We start from the raw sequence: 16,642 nt of genomic DNA on the forward strand, positions 1-16,642 counted from the left end.
ACCAGATATTGCCGAGACTGCGAAACTCGGCCAGCAGCGCGGACGCTATCGCTTCGCTGCCGTCGGGGTCGATCGCCGAGATAAAGGCACCCAGGACGGATCGCTGCCGTTCCGTTTTAGCCGTCGTTGATGCCGCCAGGTTGCCACGACGAGGAGCGGCGCCAGAGGCCAGGAGCCGGCAACCTGCATCGTCAGATAGGCTGCCGAGTGCAGGTCCATCTCGATCGCGCGTGTCGAATGCGCGATGAGGGGCAGGAATTGCAGCGCCGCCGCGATCATCGGCCAGAAGCGATTCGCCATCAGCGCGATGGCCAGCGTCGCTGCCGCCGCGGCGAGATCGATCAGCAGGTGCCCGGTGTCCACTGCGAGATATTGCACTGGAACGAACAAGTGCAGCGCTTGGTCCGTCAGAAGCATGGCGAGCAGCACGCCCGCCATCGCCCGTTCGGGTCCCCCGCCTTTGCGCATCGCATAGGCAAGGGCCACCAGCAGGATTGTCACGAAGAAAGCGATCCGCAGCATCGTGATCACAGACCATGCCGATGGCTCCTGGTCAATCTCGTCAAAGAGCAGCGGCAAGTGCCGCAGAATTGGGCGCAAACTCCGGGCACTCATGGAGATCGAGCCCCGCCGTCTCGCGGCCGATTTCGGCAAGCTCCCCATGAACGCGCAATATGTCGCCACTGACGCCGACGAGGGCCACTTGCGCCTTGGCCAGCCGCTGGATCGTCGCATGACCTCTGGCAGCAGGGACGCCAATCGTATCACGGCGCGCCGTGACCACGGTCGCCATCAGCGACGACACGGCGATCAAAGCGTCGTCGATCTGGGTTTCGGCGGCGGGCACCGCCTTCTGGAGTCGCGCTGCATTCAGGTTGATCGGCTGGGTCATAACTTCTCCTTTCCGAAGACGCGATGCGTCTCGGTTCAATGAGCACAAAGGGTGAAGGGATTAGCTGGAGAGCAGCCGCGTCAGCGTCTGCCCGATGGCGAGACCTGCAAGGATGATGAGAAGCAGGAACAGCAATATCGCTGCCACAATCGCCATCCTCTTTGTTGCTTTGTAATCGCGCCTCCAGATAGTCCCGGACGGCGGGCTGCTGCCCGATCGTTCGGCGTCGGTCCCGAGGCTGGCTAGCAGTCCCGGGTCGTCGGCCGAACGCCCGTCTGGAAAGTTGGATGGCACCAGCCGGGGCGGTTGGGGAAGTATGATCGGATCACATAGTATCCGATCATAGGTCTGTTTGAGGCGCGCGTAGATGATAGCGGTCTCGTCGCGGCCCGAGGCTCCCAGGATATCGCGCGCCGCGGTCAGCCTGAGATCGACGGCCTGCTTGGAAATGTCGAGACGCCGCGCGATCTGCTTCGATGTTTGCCGCTCGAGCAGCAAATCGAGACAAGCGCGCTGCTTGTCGGTCAGGCGCGCCCAGCGCGCCGCCTCGTCAGATGGGTGCGACCCCGAATCAGTCATTGTTACACTGTTGTCAAAATCGCGCGCAGCACAAGCTACCGGTTCCACTTCGCGGTTGCTTGCCCGACGTCACCTGCGCGGCGACTACGCCACTCCCTGTCTTTTTATCCCATTGTACGACGGCGCGAAAAGCTTGTTGAACTCCCGACTTTTCTGCGTCTCTTACTCGTCCCCGTCGAGCCGGGCATGTCGTCCGGCCCCAAGAAACGGGGTCCCTCATGGGCGCAGAACCGAACCGGCTGGAGGCACGTCATCGCAGCGCGCGCATGCTGCGCACGGCGCTGGGCGATGCGATCGCCGAATGGCTCGCCGATCCCCAGATCATCGAAATCATGCTCAATCCGGACGGGCGGCTGTGGGTCGATCGGCTGGGCCACGGTGTTGCGGAAAGCTGCCAGACGCTGACCCCTGCGGACGGCGAGCGCATCATCCGGCTCGTCGCCCATCATGTCGGCGCCGAAGTGCATGCCGCAGCCCCGCGCGTCTCGGCCGAGCTGCCCGAGGGCGGTGAGCGCTTCGAAGGCCTGCTGCCGCCAGTCGTGACCGCGCCGACCTTCGCGATCCGCAAACCCGCAATCGCGGTCTTCTCGCTCGAAGATTATGTCGCGGCCGGCATCATGGCTGCCGGCGAGGCCGAGTTGCTTCGCGCCGCTGTCCGTGATCGCCGCAATATCCTCGTCGCGGGAGGGACCGGAACCGGCAAGACGACGCTCACCAATGCGCTGCTCGCCGAGATTGCCGGGAGCCGCGACCGCATCGTCCTGATCGAAGACACGCGCGAACTGCAATGCGCCGCCCCCAATCTCGTCGCGATGCGCACCAAGGACGGGGTCGCTACGCTCTCCGATCTTGTCCGTTCGTCCTTGCGGCTGCGCCCCGACCGCATCCCGATCGGCGAAGTGCGCGGCGCTGAGGCGCTCGACCTCTTGAAGGCCTGGGGCACCGGCCATCCGGGCGGCGTCGGGACGATCCACGCGGGCAGCGCGCTCGGCGCGCTCCGCCGCATGGAGCAGCTGATCCAGGAAGCCGTGGTCACGGTTCCTCGAGCACTGCTCGCCGAAACCATCGACGTGGTTGCCGTCCTCGTCCGCGACGGCACCGGCCGCCGCCTGTCCGAACTGACGCGCGTCGACGGGCTCGACCCGGCGACCGGCGAATATCGCCTCATTCCCTCTGTTCCCACAGGAGACCTCACATGAAATTTGCCCGTCCCGATCGCGCGATGTTGGGCGCTGCCGCCTTCGCCATCGCCTTCGCCCTCGCGGCGCCGGCCCACGCCGGCGGCTCGTCGATGCCCTGGGAGGCCCCGCTCCAGTCTATCCTCGAGAGCATCGAAGGCCCCGTCGCCAAGATCGTCGCGGTGATCATCATCATCGTGACCGGGCTCAGCCTCGCGTTCGGCGACACGTCGGGCGGCTTCCGCCGGCTGGTCCAGATCGTGTTCGGGCTGTCGATCGCCTTCGCGGCGTCGAGCTTCTTCCTGTCCTTCTTTTCCTTCGGCGGCGGGGCGCTCGTCTGATGAGCCGGGAAGGGGAGGTGCCGGGCTTCTTCGCGCCGGTCCACCGCGCGCTCGCCGAACCGATCCTGCTTGGCGGCGCGCCGCGCAGCCTCGCCATCGTCAACGGCACGCTCGCCGGGGCGATCGGCCTCGGTCTGCGGCTCTGGCTCGCCGGCCTCGCCATCTGGGCGATCGGGCACGCTCTCTCGGTCTGGGCCGCGCGCCATGATCCGCTGTTCGTCGACGTTGCCCGGCGTCACCTCAAATATCCCGTCTGGATGCAGCCATGATGAACCTTTCCGAATATCGTACCAAATCCGCTTCACTCGCCGATTTCCTGCCTTGGGTGGCCCTGATCGCCGAGGGGGTTGTCCTCAACAAGGATGGCTCATTCCAGCGCACTGCGCGCTTCCGCGGCCCCGATCTCGACAGCGCGACGCCCGCCGAACTCGTCGCGGTGACCGCGCGGCTCAACAGCACGCTGCGGCGGCTGGGTTCGGGATGGGCGGTGTTCGTCGAGGCGCAGCGCGTGCCCGCGCTGTCCTATCCCGTGTCGGACTTTCCCGATGTGGTGTCCGAACTGGTGGATGTCGAACGCCGCGAGCAATTCCGCGAGGAAGGCGCCCATTTCGAGAGCTTCTATTATCTGACGCTCTTGTGGATGCCGCCCGCCGAGGAAGCCGCGCGCGCCGAGGCCTGGCTCTATGAGGGGCGCTCGAAGACCGGTGTCGATCCCAAGGAATTGCTGAAAAGCTTCATCGATCGCACCGGGCGCATGCTCCATCTCGTCGAAGGCTTCATGCCCGAGGCCGAATGGCTGGGTGATGGCGACACGCTGACCTATCTCCACAGCTGCATCTCGACCAAGATCCAGCGCGTCCGTGTTCCCGAAACGCCCGCTTATCTCGACGCCCTGCTCGCCGACGAGGCGCTTGTCGGCGGGCTCGAACCGCGGCTTGGGGATCATCATCTGCGCACGCTGACGATCACCGGTTTTCCGACGGTCACTTTCCCGGGACTGCTCGACGAGCTCAACCGGCAAGCTTTTGCCTATCGCTGGTCGTCGCGCGCGATCATGCTCGACAAGACCGATGCAACCAAGCTGCTGACCAAGATACGGCGCCAATGGTTCGCCAAGCGCAAGTCGATCGCGGCGATCCTCAAGGAAGTGATGACCAACGAAGCGTCGGTCCTCATGGACAGCGATGCGTCGAACAAGGCGGCCGATGCCGACATGGCGCTCCAGGAACTTGGCGCCGACGAAGCTGGCATTGCCTATGTCACCGCGACGATCACGGTATGGGATCGCGACGCCGCGCTCGCGGCCGAGAAGCTGCGGCTCGTCGAGAAGATCGTCCAGAGCCGCGACTTCACTTGCACGGTCGAGGGCGTGAATGCGCTCGAAGCCTGGTTCGGCAGTCTCCCCGGGCATGTCTATGCCAATGTCCGCCAGCCTCCCATCTCGACCCTCAATCTCGCCCACCTCATACCCTTATCAGCGGTGTGGGCGGGGGCGGAACGGGACGAGCATTTCGGTGCAGCCCCCTTGCTTTACGGCAAGACCGAAGGCTCGACCCCGTTCCGCCTAACTCTTCACGTCGGCGATGTCGGCCATATGCTCGTGGTGGGGCCGACCGGCGCCGGCAAGTCGGTCCTCCTCGCGCTGATGGCGCTCCAGTTTCGCCGCTACGAAGGCAATCAGATATTCGCCTTCGATTATGGCGGGTCGATCCGCGCCGCGGCGATCGCAATAGGCGGCGACTGGCAGGATCTCGGTGGCGCGCTCCACGATGCCGGCAGCGCCGGATCGGTCGCGCTGCAGCCGCTCGCGCGCATCGACGAAGCCGCCGAACGCGCATGGGCGGCGGAATGGCTCGCGGCTTTGCTCGCGGGCGAAGGCGTCGACGTCGATCCGGCGGCGAAGGAACATCTCTGGTCGGCGCTGACTTCGCTGGCGACCGCGCCCGTCGCCGAGCGCACGTTGACCGGTCTCGCCGTGCTTCTCCAGTCGCAGGAATTGAAGCTTGCGCTCGCGCCCTATCTGGTCGGCGGTCCCTGGGGCCGGCTGCTCGACGCCGAGGCCGAGCATCTTGGCACGGCGCGCGTCCAGGCGCTCGAAACCGAGGGCCTGGTCGGCGCGTCCTCTGCGCCGTCGGTCCTTGCCTATCTTTTTCACCGGATCGAAAGCCGTCTCGACGGGTCGCCGACGCTGATCATCATCGACGAGGGCTGGCTCGTCCTCGACAGCCCCGCCTTCGCGGCGCAGCTGCGCGAATGGCTGAAAACGCTGCGCAAGAAGAATGCGAGCGTGATCTTCGCGACCCAGAGCCTTGCCGATATCGAAGGATCACGCATCGCACCGGCGATTATCGAAAGCTGCCCGACTCGCATTTTCCTGCCCAACGAGCGTGCCGCCGAACCGCAGATCGCGCGGATATATGAGCGCTTCGGGCTCAACGAGCGCCAGATCGAAATATTGAGCCGGGCGACCCCGAGGCGCGACTATTACTGCCAGTCCCGGCGCGGCAACCGGCTGTTCGAGCTGGGCCTCGGCGACGTCGCGCTCGCCTTTACCGCCGCCTCTTCAAAGACCGACCAGATCAAGATCGGCGAGTTGATCGAGACGCGCGGCCATGCCGACTTCGCCGAATTCTGGCTCCGCCACCGCGGCCTCTATTGGGCCGCCGATCTCCTCGCCAACCTCGAAACCCCCGACCAGCTCAAGGAGTCCTTGTAATGAAGAATGTGAAGAATCGCGCGCTGCTTGCTGCCCTGCTCGCCGGATCGGCTGTCGCCGCGGGCGGGGTTTCCGTCCCCGCCGCGGCGCAGATCGGCGGCATCGTCCATGATCCCCGCAATTATGCGCAGAATATCCTGACCGCCGCCCGCACCCTCGAGCAGATCAACAATCAGATCACGATGCTGCAAAACCAGGCCACGTCGCTGGCGAACGAGGCGCGCAATCTGACGAGCCTGCCGGTCTCGACGCTGCAGGAATTGCAGGGTCAGGTCGATCGCACCCGCCAATTGCTGAGCGAGGCGCAGCGCGTCGCTTATGACGTCGGCGATATCCAGACCGCCTTCGATGCCCGCTACAAGGGCGCGGCCTTGTCGGCCCCACAGGCCGCGATGGTCGCCAATGCCGAGGCGCGCTGGAACGACAGCGTCGGCGCGTTCCAGGATGCGATGAAGGTGCAGGCCGGTGTCGTTACCAACATCGGCGGCACACGCCAGTCGATCGGAACCCTCGTCTCGGCGAGCCAGTCGGCGACCGGCGCCTTGCAAGCGGCGCAGGCGGGCAACCAGATCCTCGCCGTCCAGTCGCAGCAGCTCGCCGATCTGGCTGCGGCGATTGCCGCGCAGGGCCGTGCGCAGATGCTCGACGCGGCGCGCGGTGCCGCCGTCGAAGCCGAAGGTCGCGAGCGCTTCCGCCGCTTTCGCAAGGGCAATTGAGATGGGCCGTGCGGCGAAGATCGCGGCGGTCGCGGTGCTAGGCGGTCTGCTCATGACGCTAGCGATCCTGCACGCCTCTTCGCCGCCCGCGCCGAGTGCGTCCGCCTCGACCGTGCCTGCGGCGGACGCGCTACCGGCCGCTGCCGCCGTCTCGCAGCGTTGCCGCAGTGTCACCGTCGCCGACGCCGAATGCGAGGCAGCTTGGGAGGCCAGGCGCCGGCATTTCTTTGGCCAGAAGGACTAGCCCGATGGAAGACACCGGCGTGATCGACCAGTTTCTGGCGGTCTTCTCGACTTATATCGACAGCGGCTTCGGCCTGCTGGGCGGTGAGGTCGGTTTCCTCTCTTCGACCCTCATCGTCATCGACGTGACGATTGCCGCGCTGTTCTGGGCATGGGGCACCGATGAAGATGTGCTGCAGCGGCTCGTCAAGAAGACGATCTACATCGGATTTTTCGCCTTCATCATCGGCAATTTCCAGGCGCTTGCCGTCATCATGCTCGAGAGCTTCGCCGGTCTCGGGCTGAAGGCGAGCGGCGGGGCGATGGCGATTGGCGACTTCATGCGTCCCGGCGTGGTGGCAGCGACGGGCATCGACGCTGCGCAGCCCCTGCTCGACGCCTCCGCCGATTTGGTGGGGCCGGTCGGCCTCTTTACGAACTTCGTCCAGATCATGATCTTGCTGATCGCCTGGGTGATCGTCGTGCTCGCCTTCTTCATTCTCGCGGTGCAGGTCTTCGTCACCATTTTGGAATTCAAGCTCGTCACGCTCGCGGGCTTTGTGTTGCTGCCCTTCGCTTTTTTCGGTCGCACCGCCTTCATGGCCGAGCGCGTGCTCGGCCACATCATATCGTCGGGCATCAAGGTGCTGGTGCTCGCGGTCATCACCGGCATCGGCGTGACTCTGTTCGATCGCTTCATGCAGGCCGGACTTGGTCCGGAACCTGACATCGAACAGGTGATGGCGATCGCGCTCGGGGCGCTGACGCTGCTCGGGCTCGGCATTTTCGGTCCCTCGATCGCCAATGGCATCGTCGCTGGCGGCCCGCAGCTTGGGGCCGGTGCAGTGGCAGGAACCGCGGTTGCGGCCGGCGCGACGCTCGCTGCCGGGGCGGCGGGGGCAACACTCGCAACGGGAGCCGCCGCAGCGGCGGCGCGTGGCACCGTCGCGGCCGGCGCGCGCGGAGCCGGCAGCGCGTCGGCCGCCTATGCCGCGGGATCGGCCGGGAAGAGCGGGGCGAAGGCCTTTGGCGCGGGGCTGGCCAATGTGGCGCGGACTGCGGCCAGCGGCGCTGCAGCTCCGGTTCGCAGCATGGCCGAGCGCATCCGGTCAAACTTCGCGGCTGGCCGCGATGGTCCCGCCGACAGCGCTGCGCCCGCGCGCAGCGCGGACGGACCCCCGGCTTGGGCCGCCGCGATGCGGCGGCGCCAGGCGATGACGCAGGGCGCGACCCTCGGCGCCCAGACCCTCAAGGGCGGCGACAGCCATGGCGCCGGATCGGCGCCCGACATCAGCGAAAAGGACTGATCCCATGTTCAAAAGGCCTTCCAATCATTACGGCCGCGCGCCCGAGCCCGTCACGCCCTACCAACGCGCTGCGCAAATGTGGGACGATCGGATCGGTTCGGCGCGCGTCCAGGCAAGGAACTGGCGGCTCGCTTTCTTCGGCTCGCTGATCATCTCCGGTGGTCTTGCAGGCGGCCTGGTATGGCACTCGGCCCGCGGGACGATCACGCCCTGGGTGGTCGAGGTCGACGAGCTCGGCGAAGCGCGCGCCGTCGCGCCCGCCGACGGCGACTATCAGCCGACCGATCCGCAAATCGCCTTCCATCTCGCGCGCTTCATCGAACATGTCCGGAGCATTCCCGCCGATCCGGTCGTGCTGCGCGCCGACTGGCTCCGCGCCTATGATTTCGCGAGCGCCACCGGGGCGCAGGCGCTCAATGACTATGCGCGGACCAATGATCCCTTCGCCGAGGTCGGCAAGTTTCAGGTCGCCGTCGATGTTTCGAGCGTCATTCGCGCCTCGAAGAACAGCTTCCGCATCGCATGGAGCGAGCGCCGCTATCAGGACGGCAGCCTGATCGAGCGCTCACGCTGGTCGGCGATCGTCACCGTTACGCTCCAGCCGCCGCGCACCCCCGACGCGATCACGAAAAATCCGCTCGGGCTTTTTGTCACCGCCATCAACTGGTCAAAGGAACTCAGCCAATGACGACGTCACATTCTCTCCCGATCGCGCTCGGGGCCGCCCTTGCCCTATTCGCCGCGCCCGCCGCCGCAAGCGATCCGGCCGACCCGCGCCAGCGCGTCGGCCGCGCCAACGTCGAGGCGCGCGTGCAACCCGATCGCCAGGGCTATCGAAATGCCATCCAGCAATATGCCTGGTCAGAAGGCGCGCTCTTTCAGGTCTATGCCGCGCCGGGGCAGGTCACCGACATCGTCTTGCAGGAAGGCGAACAGCTCGTCGGTCCGGGACCCGTCGCCTCGGGCGACACCGTGCGCTGGATCATAGGCGACACGGTGAGCGGTACGGGCGCGCGGCGACGCGTCCATATTTTGGTGAAGCCAATTCGCTCGGACATCATGACCAACATGATCATCAACACCGACCGGCGTACCTATCATGTCGAACTGCGCGCGACCGCCGCATCCTATATGGCGTCAGTCTCCTGGACCTATCCCGCCGACGAGCTCATCGCCTTGCAAGTCGCCGAAGCCGAAGCGGCGCGCGCCGCTCCCGTTGCCGGGGCGATCGATCTGACGGCGCTGAACTTCCGCTACCGGATTGCGGGCGACAAGGTCGCTTGGCGTCCGGTGCGCGCATTCGACGACACGCGCCAGCTCTTCATCGAGTTTGGCGCGGATATCGCATCGGGCGACATGCCGCCGCTGTTCGTCATCGGCAGCAGCGGCGAGGCCGAACTCGTCAACTACCGGGTGCAGGGGCGCTATATGATCGTCGATCGCCTGTTCGAGCGCGGCGAACTGCGCTTGGGCGCCGGGAAACAGGCGCGCACCGTCCGGGTCGAGCGCGAGACGCCGCGCCGTAGGAGCCGGCCATGACCGAGCAGCAGGATCCCGCCGTCCCGTCCGCGGAGGTGCCGGGTGGGGATGATCGGGCCGCGGCGCAGCACGAACCCGACGCCTTCCGTTTGCGCGGTGAAGCGCCCCAGGTCATGCGCCTGTCGCGCAAGACGCTGGCGACCATCGGCGCGGCCGGGGGGTTTGCGATCGGCGGCGCCTTGCTCTGGGCGCTGCAACCCTCGCCGTCCAAGACGGCCGAGAATCTCTATTCGGCCGATACCGCGAACCGCGCCGAGGTCGTGACGGGCGGGCCCGCCGATTATGGTAAGGTGCCGAAGCTGGGACCGCCGCTTCCCGGCGACCTCGGCCGGCCGATCGTCGCGGCACAGCGCGATGGTGAAAGCGTCCCGGTGCCCGCGATGGGCAGTGCGCCTGGCACGCGCTCACCCGCCGACGAGGCGCGCGACCGGGCGCGGCAGGAGCGCGAAGCCGCCACCGCCAGTCGTCTCTTTCTTGGCGGAGGGTCCGCGGGTGCGGGCATGGCCGAGGCGCTGCGCGGATCGGTCGAGCCTGCCGTGGCCGCGCCGGCGACGGTAGCCGGTGAGCGGAGTCCGGACGCGGCGCGCCGAGCCTTTCTCGAAGGCGGCGCCGGCAAACCGAACGAAAGTCCCGAACGCATTGGCGGACCCAGCTCGCCCTATATCCTCCAGAGCGGGAGCGTCATCCCCGCCGCGCTGATCACCGGCATCCGCTCCGACCTTCCCGGGCAGGTCACCGCGCAGGTGACGCAGAATGTCTATGACAGTCCGACCGGCCGCATCCTGCTGATCCCGCAGGGTGCGCGCCTCGTCGGCGACTATGACAGCGAGATCGCCGCGGGGCAGGAGCGGCTTCTGCTGGCTTGGGACCGACTGATCTTGCCTGGCGGTCGCTCGATACGGCTTGAGCGCCAGCCTGGCGCCGACGCACGCGGCATGGCGGGCCTCGCCGACCGCACCGATCATCATTGGGGATCCATGCTGCGCGCGGCGCTGATCTCCACCTTGCTCGGGGTCGGCGCTGAACTTGGCTCGGATGGCGATGACGCGATCGTGCGAGCGCTTCGCGACGGGTCGCAAGATACAGTCAACCAGCCGGGGCGGCGGCTCGTTGAGCGCCAGATGAACATCCCGCCGACCCTCACCATCCGACCCGGTTTCGCGTTCCGGGTGCTGGTGACCCGCGACCTAATTCTCGAGCCCCAAGGAGGAGCGACATGACCAAACTCAGGCTCGGCCCGGTCGCCGACGACAAGCCCGTGAAGCTCGCCATCGAACTGCCCGGCGCGCTTCATCGCGAGCTGATCGCCTATGCCGAGGTGCATGCGAAGGCCACCGGCCTCCCCGAACCCTTGCCGCCCGAGAAGATTGCCGTTCCAATGATTGAACGGTTCATGGCGACCGATCGGGGCTTTGCGACCGAGCGGCGCAGGCGTTGAGGCTCAGCGGTCATGCGGGAGCATTGACGGGCGAGGGCGACCTCGACCGGCGGATGAACTGACGACCAGCGTTTCGCCGCGATCATGTCTTTGCCTGACGCCCGGCGCCGAGCGACCAGATGATATGATAATCGCTACGCCGCGCGACCGAGCGTAATGAAGCGCTCGAGATGATGATCCTCGTCGCCGAGTTGGTGACCGATCAGGGTGAGCCGCTTCGCATAGTGCGAGACCGGCAGTTCCCAAGTCATGCCGATCCCGCCGTGCATCTGGATCGCTTCCTCGGCGACGAGCGTGCCGACTCGGCCAATCGTGTATTTCGCAGCCGAGGCGCTGCGTTCGCGCGCGTCTCGTGAACCCTCGAGCGCGGCGGCGGCGTTGATCGCGGCAGAGCGGGCTTGCTCGATCTCGAGCGCCACCGTGGCCATCCGGTGCTGGAGTGCCTGGAACTTTCCGATCGGTGCGCCGAACTGCTGGCGTGTCCGCAGATAATCGAGCGTCGCGTCGCGAAGGACCGACATGACACCGACTGCCTCCCAGCAAAGCGCCACGAGACCAGCCGCGACGGCGTCCTCCACGAGGGGAAGCGCATCGCGCGCGAGAAGCCTCGCGGCGGCTGCGTGCAATCCCAGTTCGCCGGCGCGGCCGCCGTCGATCAGCGGATAGTCCCGGATGTCGACGCCCGTAGTGCCGGGTTCGACGAGGAAGAGGCCAATTGCCTGGGTCTCCGAGGCGCCTTCGATGCGCGACGTTACGAGAATGGCATCCGCGGATCCGAGCTGCGGGACGACCGCCTTGTCGCCCGTCAGCTCCCAGATGTCGCCCTGCGCGCGCGCGACCGTGCCGACATCCTCGAGATCGTAACGCCCCAACGGCTCCTGATGCGCGAAGGCGATCGTCATGTCGCCCCCGATCAGTCGTTCGACCAGATCGACCGAGGCCTCCGCGCGCGACAGAAGCCGGCCGCCCATCAGCGCGCCAAGAAAAGGCTCGACGACGAGCCCGCGTCCGATCTGCTCGAAGACCACGGCAATATCGAAACCGCCCCCTCCGAAGCCGCCCTCGGCCTCGCCGAACAAGGCCCCGACGACCCCGAGTTCGGCCAGGGCTTCCCAATGCTCTTTCGACCAGCCGCGGTCGGACGCGCTGATAAGGTGCCGATCTTCGATTCCATAACGCTGCATCAGATAGCGGGCGAGCGTGTCGGCAAGCATCTGCCGCTCTTCGCTGTGATTAAAGTCCATCGTCAGAGCTCCAGGATTGCTTTGGTAATGATTTCGCGCTGCACCTCGTTCGAGCCGCCGAAGATCGAGAGCTTGCGATCATTGAGGTAACGGGGGGTCACCGAGGCTGCATATCCGGGACCGACGGGTTCGCCGTTGAACCCCTCTTCGAGCGCCTCCGCAACGAAAGGCTGGGCATAGGGTCCCAGCGCGCGCCGCGCGAGGGCATCGATCTCCTGCCGGATTTCGGTGCCGCGGATCTTCAGCATCGAGCTTTCGGCGACCGGGGCGGCGCCGTGACCGGCCGCCGCGACGACGCGCAGGTTGGTGGTCTTCATATTCTCAAGTTCGATCTCGAGCCGCGCGAGGCGTGCCGCGAACAACGGGTCTTCGGCAAGCGGCAGGCCGCCCTTGCGCTGCGTCTCCGCGATCTGGCGAAGCTGCTTGAAGGCCGCCATCGACCCGCCGACGCCTGCGATATTCGTACGCTCGTAGGTCAGCAGAAACTTGGCGTAGGTCCAGCCCTTATTCTCCTCGCCGACGAGGTTCGCGACCGGGACGCGGACATCGGTGAAGAAGACCTCATTCACCTCCTGCTCGCCATCGAGAAGGGTGATCGGACGGATTTCGATCCCCGGCGTCGCCATGTCGACAAGAAGAAAGGAGATTCCTTCCTGCCGTTTGCCGCTGCTGCTGGTGCGGACAAGGCAGAAGATCATGTTCGCGTACTGGCCGAGCGTCGTCCAGGTCTTCTGGCCGTTAACGACATAATGGTCGCCATCGCGCACGGCCGTGGTCTTGACACTGGCCAAATCCGAGCCCGCTCCCGGCTCGGAATAGCCCTGGCACCACCAGTCGCTGCCGTCGAGGATGCGCGGGAGCCAGTAGCGCTTCTGCTCCTCGCTGCCATATTTGATGAGGACCGGCCCAAGCATCGACACGCCGAACGGCACGATGCGCGGCGCGTTGGCGAGCGCGACTTCGACCTCGAAGATATATTTCTGGGTGACGCTCCAGCCGGTGCCGCCATATTCCGCGGGCCAATGGTTGGCGAGCCAGCCCCGGCCGTTCAGGATGGCATGCCACTCCTCCATGTCCTGCTTCGTCAGGCGCTTGCCCGTCCGCACCTTCTCCGAGAGGCGGGGCGGAAGATGGTCCCGAAGGAAGGCGCGAACTTCCTCGCGGAAGGTCTCGTCCTCGCGGCTGAACTGCAAATCCATTGGTCAATCCTCGAACAGTCTCGCGCGGTGCCGGCGCCGTGCCCGCAGCCGCGAATGGCGTGGCGCGGCAGCGCCGCGGCGAAAATTCAGAAAGCGGCGATTCCGGTCATCGCTCGGCCGATGATCAGCGCATGCACATCATGCGCGCCCTCATAGGTGTTGACCGTTTCGAGGTTCATCAGGTGACGCATCACATGATATTCGCCCGAGATGCCGTTGCCGCCATGCATGTCGCGGGCGGCGCGCGCGATATCGAGCGCCTTGCCGACATTGTTGCGCTTGATGATCGAGATCATTTCGGGTGCGAAGCGATCCTCGTCCATCAAGCGACCGACACGGAGCGATGCCTGCAGACCGAGTGCAATCTCGGTCTCCATGTCGGCGAGCTTCTTCTGGAACAGCTGGTTGGCGGCCAGGGGCTTGTCGAACTGCACTCTGTCGAGGCCATATTGCCGCGCTGCGTGCATGCAGAACTCGGCGGCTCCGAGGCTGCCCCAGCTGATGCCGTAGCGCGCCCGGTTCAAGCATCCGAACGGCCCTTTCAAGCCCTGAACATTGGGCAGCAGCGCGTCCTCGCCCACTTCGACGTCGTCAAGAACGATCATGCCCGTGACCGAGGCGCGGAGCGACAGCTTGCCCTCGATCTTGGGAGCCGACAGACCTTTCGCCCCCTTTTCGATGACGAAGCCCCGGATCGCGCCGTCGTGCTCCTGCGATTTCGCCCAGACGACGAAGACGTCGGCGATTGGTGAATTGCTGATCCAGGTCTTCGAGCCCGACAGCAGATAGCCCGAGCCGGTTCGGACCGCCTTCGTCTTCATCCCGCCCGGGTCCGAGCCGGCATCGGGTTCGGTCAGGCCGAAGCAGCCGATCCATTCGCCACTCGCAAGCTTGGGAAGATATTTTTGACGCTGCTCGTCCGAGCCATAGGCATATATGGGGTACATGACGAGGCTCGACTGGACGCTCATCATCGAGCGATAGCCGGAATCGACCCGCTCGACCTCGCGGGCGACCAGCCCATAAGCGACATAGCTTGCCCCGACGCCGCCATAGGCTTGCGGAATTGTCGGGCCGAGCAGACCCAGCTCGCCCATCTCGCGGAAGATCGCCGGATCGGTGTGCTCGTTCTGGAACGCGTCGACGATACGAGGCGCGAGGCAGTCCTGCGCATAGGCCCGCGCCGTGTCGCGGACCATCCGCTCCTCTTCGGTCAACAGCTCGTCGATCAACAGGGGGTCGGTCCAGTCAAAGGCTTGCACTTGCTTGTTTCCTTTCCATGACGGTGTCGGAGTGCCCGGCGGGCGCATGGTCGTTCGGCCCGGATGGTCGCTTGGCGATCTCGACGGCCCGCTCCTCGATCACCCGCAGGCCATGTCCTTCCAGACCGACCAGCGAATGATGCGTGTTGGTGAGAAGTACCATGTCCTGCACGCCCAGATCGGCGAGGATCATCGCGCCCACGCCATAGTCACGCAGTTCTTCCATATCGAATTCGATGGGCTCGCCGGCCTTCATCTTCACCGCGGTCGTGAACGGGGCGGCGCGATCGCGGTTGATGACAACCACGGCACCGCTGCCATGTTCGGCGATCATCTCCATCGAGCGCGACAGCATATGCCCGCGGCTTGTGTCTTCGCCGAACATGTCGGTGAAGGGGCTAAGCGCGTGCATACGGACAAGCGTCGGGGCGGTGGGATCAATCCGTCCCTTGACCAGTGCGATCTGCTCGGTGCCGGTTGCCTTGTTGCGGTACGCGCGCACCGTCCAGTCGCCGCCCCAGCGGCTCGCGAACGACGCTTCGCTGGCGACTTCGATCAGATGATCGTGTCGGCAGCGATAGGCGATCAGGTCGCGTATCGTTCCGATCTTGAGCGAATGGCGCGCGGCAAAAGCGACGAGTTCGTCGAGACGCGCCATGGTGCCGTCTTCATTCATGATCTCGCAGATCACCCCGGAAGGGTTAAGGCCGGCAAGGCGCGCGACGTCGACGGCCGCTTCCGTATGTCCGGCGCGAACCAGTACGCCGCCATCGCGCGCCACGAGCGGGAAGACGTGGCCGGGCGTCACCAGGTCATGCTGCGTCTTCGTGGCGTCGATCGCGACGGCGACGGTGCGCGCACGATCGGCAACCGAGATGCCGGTTGTTACGCCTTCGCGTGCCTCGATCGAGACAGTGAACGCGGTTTCGTGCCGCGTGCCGTTGTTGCGGCTCATCAGGCCCAATCCGAGTTCGTCGACGCGCGCCTTGGTCAAAGCCAGGCAAATCAGGCCGCGGCCGTGTTTTGCCATGAAGTTGAGCTTCTCGGGGGTCGCCATCTGGGCCGGGATGACGAGGTCGCCTTCATTCTCGCGATCCTCGTCGTCGACGAGGATGAACATCCGCCCGTTCTTCGCCTCGTCGATGATCTCCTCGGGCGAGGAGAGATAGGCCGAGCGGAGCGGCGTCACCTTGCCCGCAGCCTGCGCCGAGGGCGCTTCACGAGTGCGACCTGCCGCGTTCATGCCGCGACCATCTGTTTCATGCGGGCGAACCCCAGTACCTGGCCCGCGACGGTGGCCAGCTGCGTCCCGTCCTTTTCCGATCGGCAGCGACCATCGTCGGCGAAAAGCCCTTCGCTGGTGTTGAGCGTGGCTCCGAACGGCGTCGGCCAGCCGCGCAGCGCGTGAATGATCGTGCGCATTGTGACCAGCGCTGTTCCGGCGGCTTGCCAGCCTCCGGCAGTGATGATGATGCCTACCGGCAGATCGGCTAGATACGGTCGATTGCCTGACCGGGCGAGCTCGAGCGTGTCGAACGCGTTTTTCATCACCCCCGAAATGGCACCATGATAGCCTGGACTGGCGACGATAACGCCATCGGCGTCCGCGAGTGCGGCGATCAGTTCGACCTGTCCCGGCGTCGGACCCGCCGGACCGGGATCGAAGACCGGGAGCGTCGCAAGAAAGGCTCCGCCTAGGAGCCTCGTATCGGCGCCGCCCCCTTCGGCAGCTCGTAGCGCTTCGGCCAGTGCAAGCTCAGTGCTCGATCCGGCTCGGACCGTGCCGCCGATGCCCACGATGACCGGACGACGTCGCGCATCTCTCGAATCGACAACCTTCATCTCGCCTCTCCTGACCTCTGATTTTGCCAGAATATGAGCAGATGACCAAAATTAGTCAATATGAATAAAGTTTGCTTTTGCTCTCTGTGGCTGGGCGAAGTCCCGAGGCTCGGCGGCATACTCCCCTCGAGGCGCGACTTGCCTTCCGCTGGGTGAATATCATTATC

At 65.6% G+C, this 16,642-nt stretch carries 19 protein-coding genes; 11 read left to right on the top strand and 8 right to left on the bottom strand.

Annotation, left to right across the window (positions count from 1 at the left end; translation table 11 throughout):
- Window positions 1-45: 45 nt before the first annotated feature.
- Genes ACIPPQ_RS00120 through ACIPPQ_RS00130 form a run of 3 tightly spaced genes read right to left on the bottom strand, consistent with a single transcriptional unit; the run spans window position 46 to window position 1,519 of the window.
- Window positions 46-531 (bottom strand): hypothetical protein, encoded by a 486-nt coding sequence (locus ACIPPQ_RS00120; RefSeq protein WP_446542203.1) that lies wholly within the window; start codon window positions 529-531, stop codon window positions 46-48.
- 31 nt (window positions 532-562) lie between these two features.
- Entirely contained in the window at window positions 563-892 is a 330-nt protein-coding gene (locus ACIPPQ_RS00125) for a hypothetical protein (protein WP_446542204.1), read from the bottom strand.
- A 60-nt stretch (window positions 893-952) separates the two neighbouring features.
- Complete coding sequence (locus ACIPPQ_RS00130) at window positions 953-1,519, bottom strand: LuxR C-terminal-related transcriptional regulator (protein ID WP_446542205.1); 567 nt, start codon at window positions 1,517-1,519, stop codon at window positions 953-955.
- A 170-nt stretch (window positions 1,520-1,689) separates the two neighbouring features.
- On the opposite strand from ACIPPQ_RS00130, the gene trbB reads away from it, so the two are divergent.
- The 11 genes from trbB to ACIPPQ_RS00185 are packed head-to-tail and all read left to right on the top strand — an operon-like array spanning window position 1,690 to window position 10,928.
- Window positions 1,690-2,670 carry a P-type conjugative transfer ATPase TrbB gene (gene trbB, locus ACIPPQ_RS00135; RefSeq protein ID WP_446542206.1) on the top strand — a complete coding sequence of 327 codons (981 nt, stop codon included), beginning with the start codon at window positions 1,690-1,692 and terminating at the stop codon, window positions 2,668-2,670.
- The gene (locus ACIPPQ_RS00140; protein WP_446542207.1) at window positions 2,667-2,990 is read left to right on the top strand and encodes a TrbC/VirB2 family protein; all 324 of its coding nucleotides are present in this window, start codon (window positions 2,667-2,669) and stop codon (window positions 2,988-2,990) included. Before trbB ends, ACIPPQ_RS00140 begins: the two co-directional genes overlap by 4 nt.
- A complete protein-coding gene (locus tag ACIPPQ_RS00145) occupies window positions 2,990-3,259 on the top strand; it encodes a VirB3 family type IV secretion system protein (protein ID WP_446542208.1) in 270 nt (89 codons plus the stop codon). The genes ACIPPQ_RS00140 and ACIPPQ_RS00145 overlap by 1 nt, the downstream gene beginning before the upstream one ends.
- Window positions 3,256-5,706: a conjugal transfer protein TrbE gene (trbE, locus tag ACIPPQ_RS00150; protein ID WP_446542209.1), complete on the top strand. Its 2,451-nt coding sequence runs from the start codon at window positions 3,256-3,258 to the stop codon at window positions 5,704-5,706. The genes ACIPPQ_RS00145 and trbE overlap by 4 nt, the downstream gene beginning before the upstream one ends.
- Complete coding sequence (gene trbJ, locus ACIPPQ_RS00155) at window positions 5,706-6,422, top strand: P-type conjugative transfer protein TrbJ (protein ID WP_446542210.1); 717 nt, start codon at window positions 5,706-5,708, stop codon at window positions 6,420-6,422. Before trbE ends, trbJ begins: the two co-directional genes overlap by 1 nt.
- 52 nt (window positions 6,423-6,474) lie before the next feature.
- A complete protein-coding gene (gene trbK-alt / locus ACIPPQ_RS00160; protein ID WP_446542211.1) occupies window positions 6,475-6,666 on the top strand; it encodes a putative entry exclusion protein TrbK-alt in 192 nt (63 codons plus the stop codon).
- 4 nt (window positions 6,667-6,670) lie between these two features.
- Window positions 6,671-7,951 (top strand): P-type conjugative transfer protein TrbL, encoded by a 1,281-nt coding sequence (gene trbL, locus ACIPPQ_RS00165; RefSeq protein ID WP_446542212.1) that lies wholly within the window; start codon window positions 6,671-6,673, stop codon window positions 7,949-7,951.
- 4 nt (window positions 7,952-7,955) lie between these two features.
- Window positions 7,956-8,639 (top strand): conjugal transfer protein TrbF, encoded by a 684-nt coding sequence (gene trbF, locus ACIPPQ_RS00170; protein ID WP_446542213.1) that lies wholly within the window; start codon window positions 7,956-7,958, stop codon window positions 8,637-8,639.
- A complete protein-coding gene (trbG, locus tag ACIPPQ_RS00175; RefSeq protein WP_446542214.1) occupies window positions 8,636-9,490 on the top strand; it encodes a P-type conjugative transfer protein TrbG in 855 nt (284 codons plus the stop codon). The genes trbF and trbG overlap by 4 nt, the downstream gene beginning before the upstream one ends.
- Window positions 9,487-10,710: a TrbI/VirB10 family protein gene (locus ACIPPQ_RS00180; protein ID WP_446542215.1), complete on the top strand. Its 1,224-nt coding sequence runs from the start codon at window positions 9,487-9,489 to the stop codon at window positions 10,708-10,710. Before trbG ends, ACIPPQ_RS00180 begins: the two co-directional genes overlap by 4 nt.
- Entirely contained in the window at window positions 10,707-10,928 is a 222-nt protein-coding gene (locus ACIPPQ_RS00185) for a DUF2274 domain-containing protein (protein ID WP_446542216.1), read from the top strand. The genes ACIPPQ_RS00180 and ACIPPQ_RS00185 overlap by 4 nt, the downstream gene beginning before the upstream one ends.
- Window positions 10,929-11,062: 134 nt before the next feature.
- On the opposite strand, the gene ACIPPQ_RS00190 is transcribed toward ACIPPQ_RS00185, so the two are convergent.
- The 5 genes from ACIPPQ_RS00190 to ACIPPQ_RS00210 all read right to left on the bottom strand — a co-directional run bounded on the left by ACIPPQ_RS00190 (window position 11,063) and on the right by ACIPPQ_RS00210 (window position 16,475).
- Window positions 11,063-12,172: an acyl-CoA dehydrogenase family protein gene (locus tag ACIPPQ_RS00190; RefSeq protein ID WP_446542217.1), complete on the bottom strand. Its 1,110-nt coding sequence runs from the start codon at window positions 12,170-12,172 to the stop codon at window positions 11,063-11,065.
- A gap of 2 nt (window positions 12,173-12,174) precedes the next feature.
- Window positions 12,175-13,371: an acyl-CoA dehydrogenase family protein gene (locus ACIPPQ_RS00195; protein WP_446542218.1), complete on the bottom strand. Its 1,197-nt coding sequence runs from the start codon at window positions 13,369-13,371 to the stop codon at window positions 12,175-12,177.
- An 86-nt stretch (window positions 13,372-13,457) separates the two neighbouring features.
- Window positions 13,458-14,681, bottom strand: coding sequence for an acyl-CoA dehydrogenase (locus tag ACIPPQ_RS00200; RefSeq protein WP_446542219.1), 1,224 nt, complete (start codon window positions 14,679-14,681; stop codon window positions 13,458-13,460).
- Window positions 14,620-15,876, bottom strand: coding sequence for a 3,4-dihydroxy-2-butanone-4-phosphate synthase (ribB, locus tag ACIPPQ_RS00205; RefSeq protein WP_446542220.1), 1,257 nt, complete (start codon window positions 15,874-15,876; stop codon window positions 14,620-14,622). The genes ACIPPQ_RS00200 and ribB overlap by 62 nt, the downstream gene beginning before the upstream one ends.
- Window positions 15,873-16,475, bottom strand: coding sequence for an NADPH-dependent FMN reductase (locus ACIPPQ_RS00210; protein WP_446542221.1), 603 nt, complete (start codon window positions 16,473-16,475; stop codon window positions 15,873-15,875). Before ACIPPQ_RS00210 ends, ribB begins: the two co-directional genes overlap by 4 nt.
- Window positions 16,476-16,642: the final 167 nt, after the last annotated feature.

The sequence above is a fragment of the Sphingopyxis sp. LARHCG72 genome (assembly GCF_052871675.1).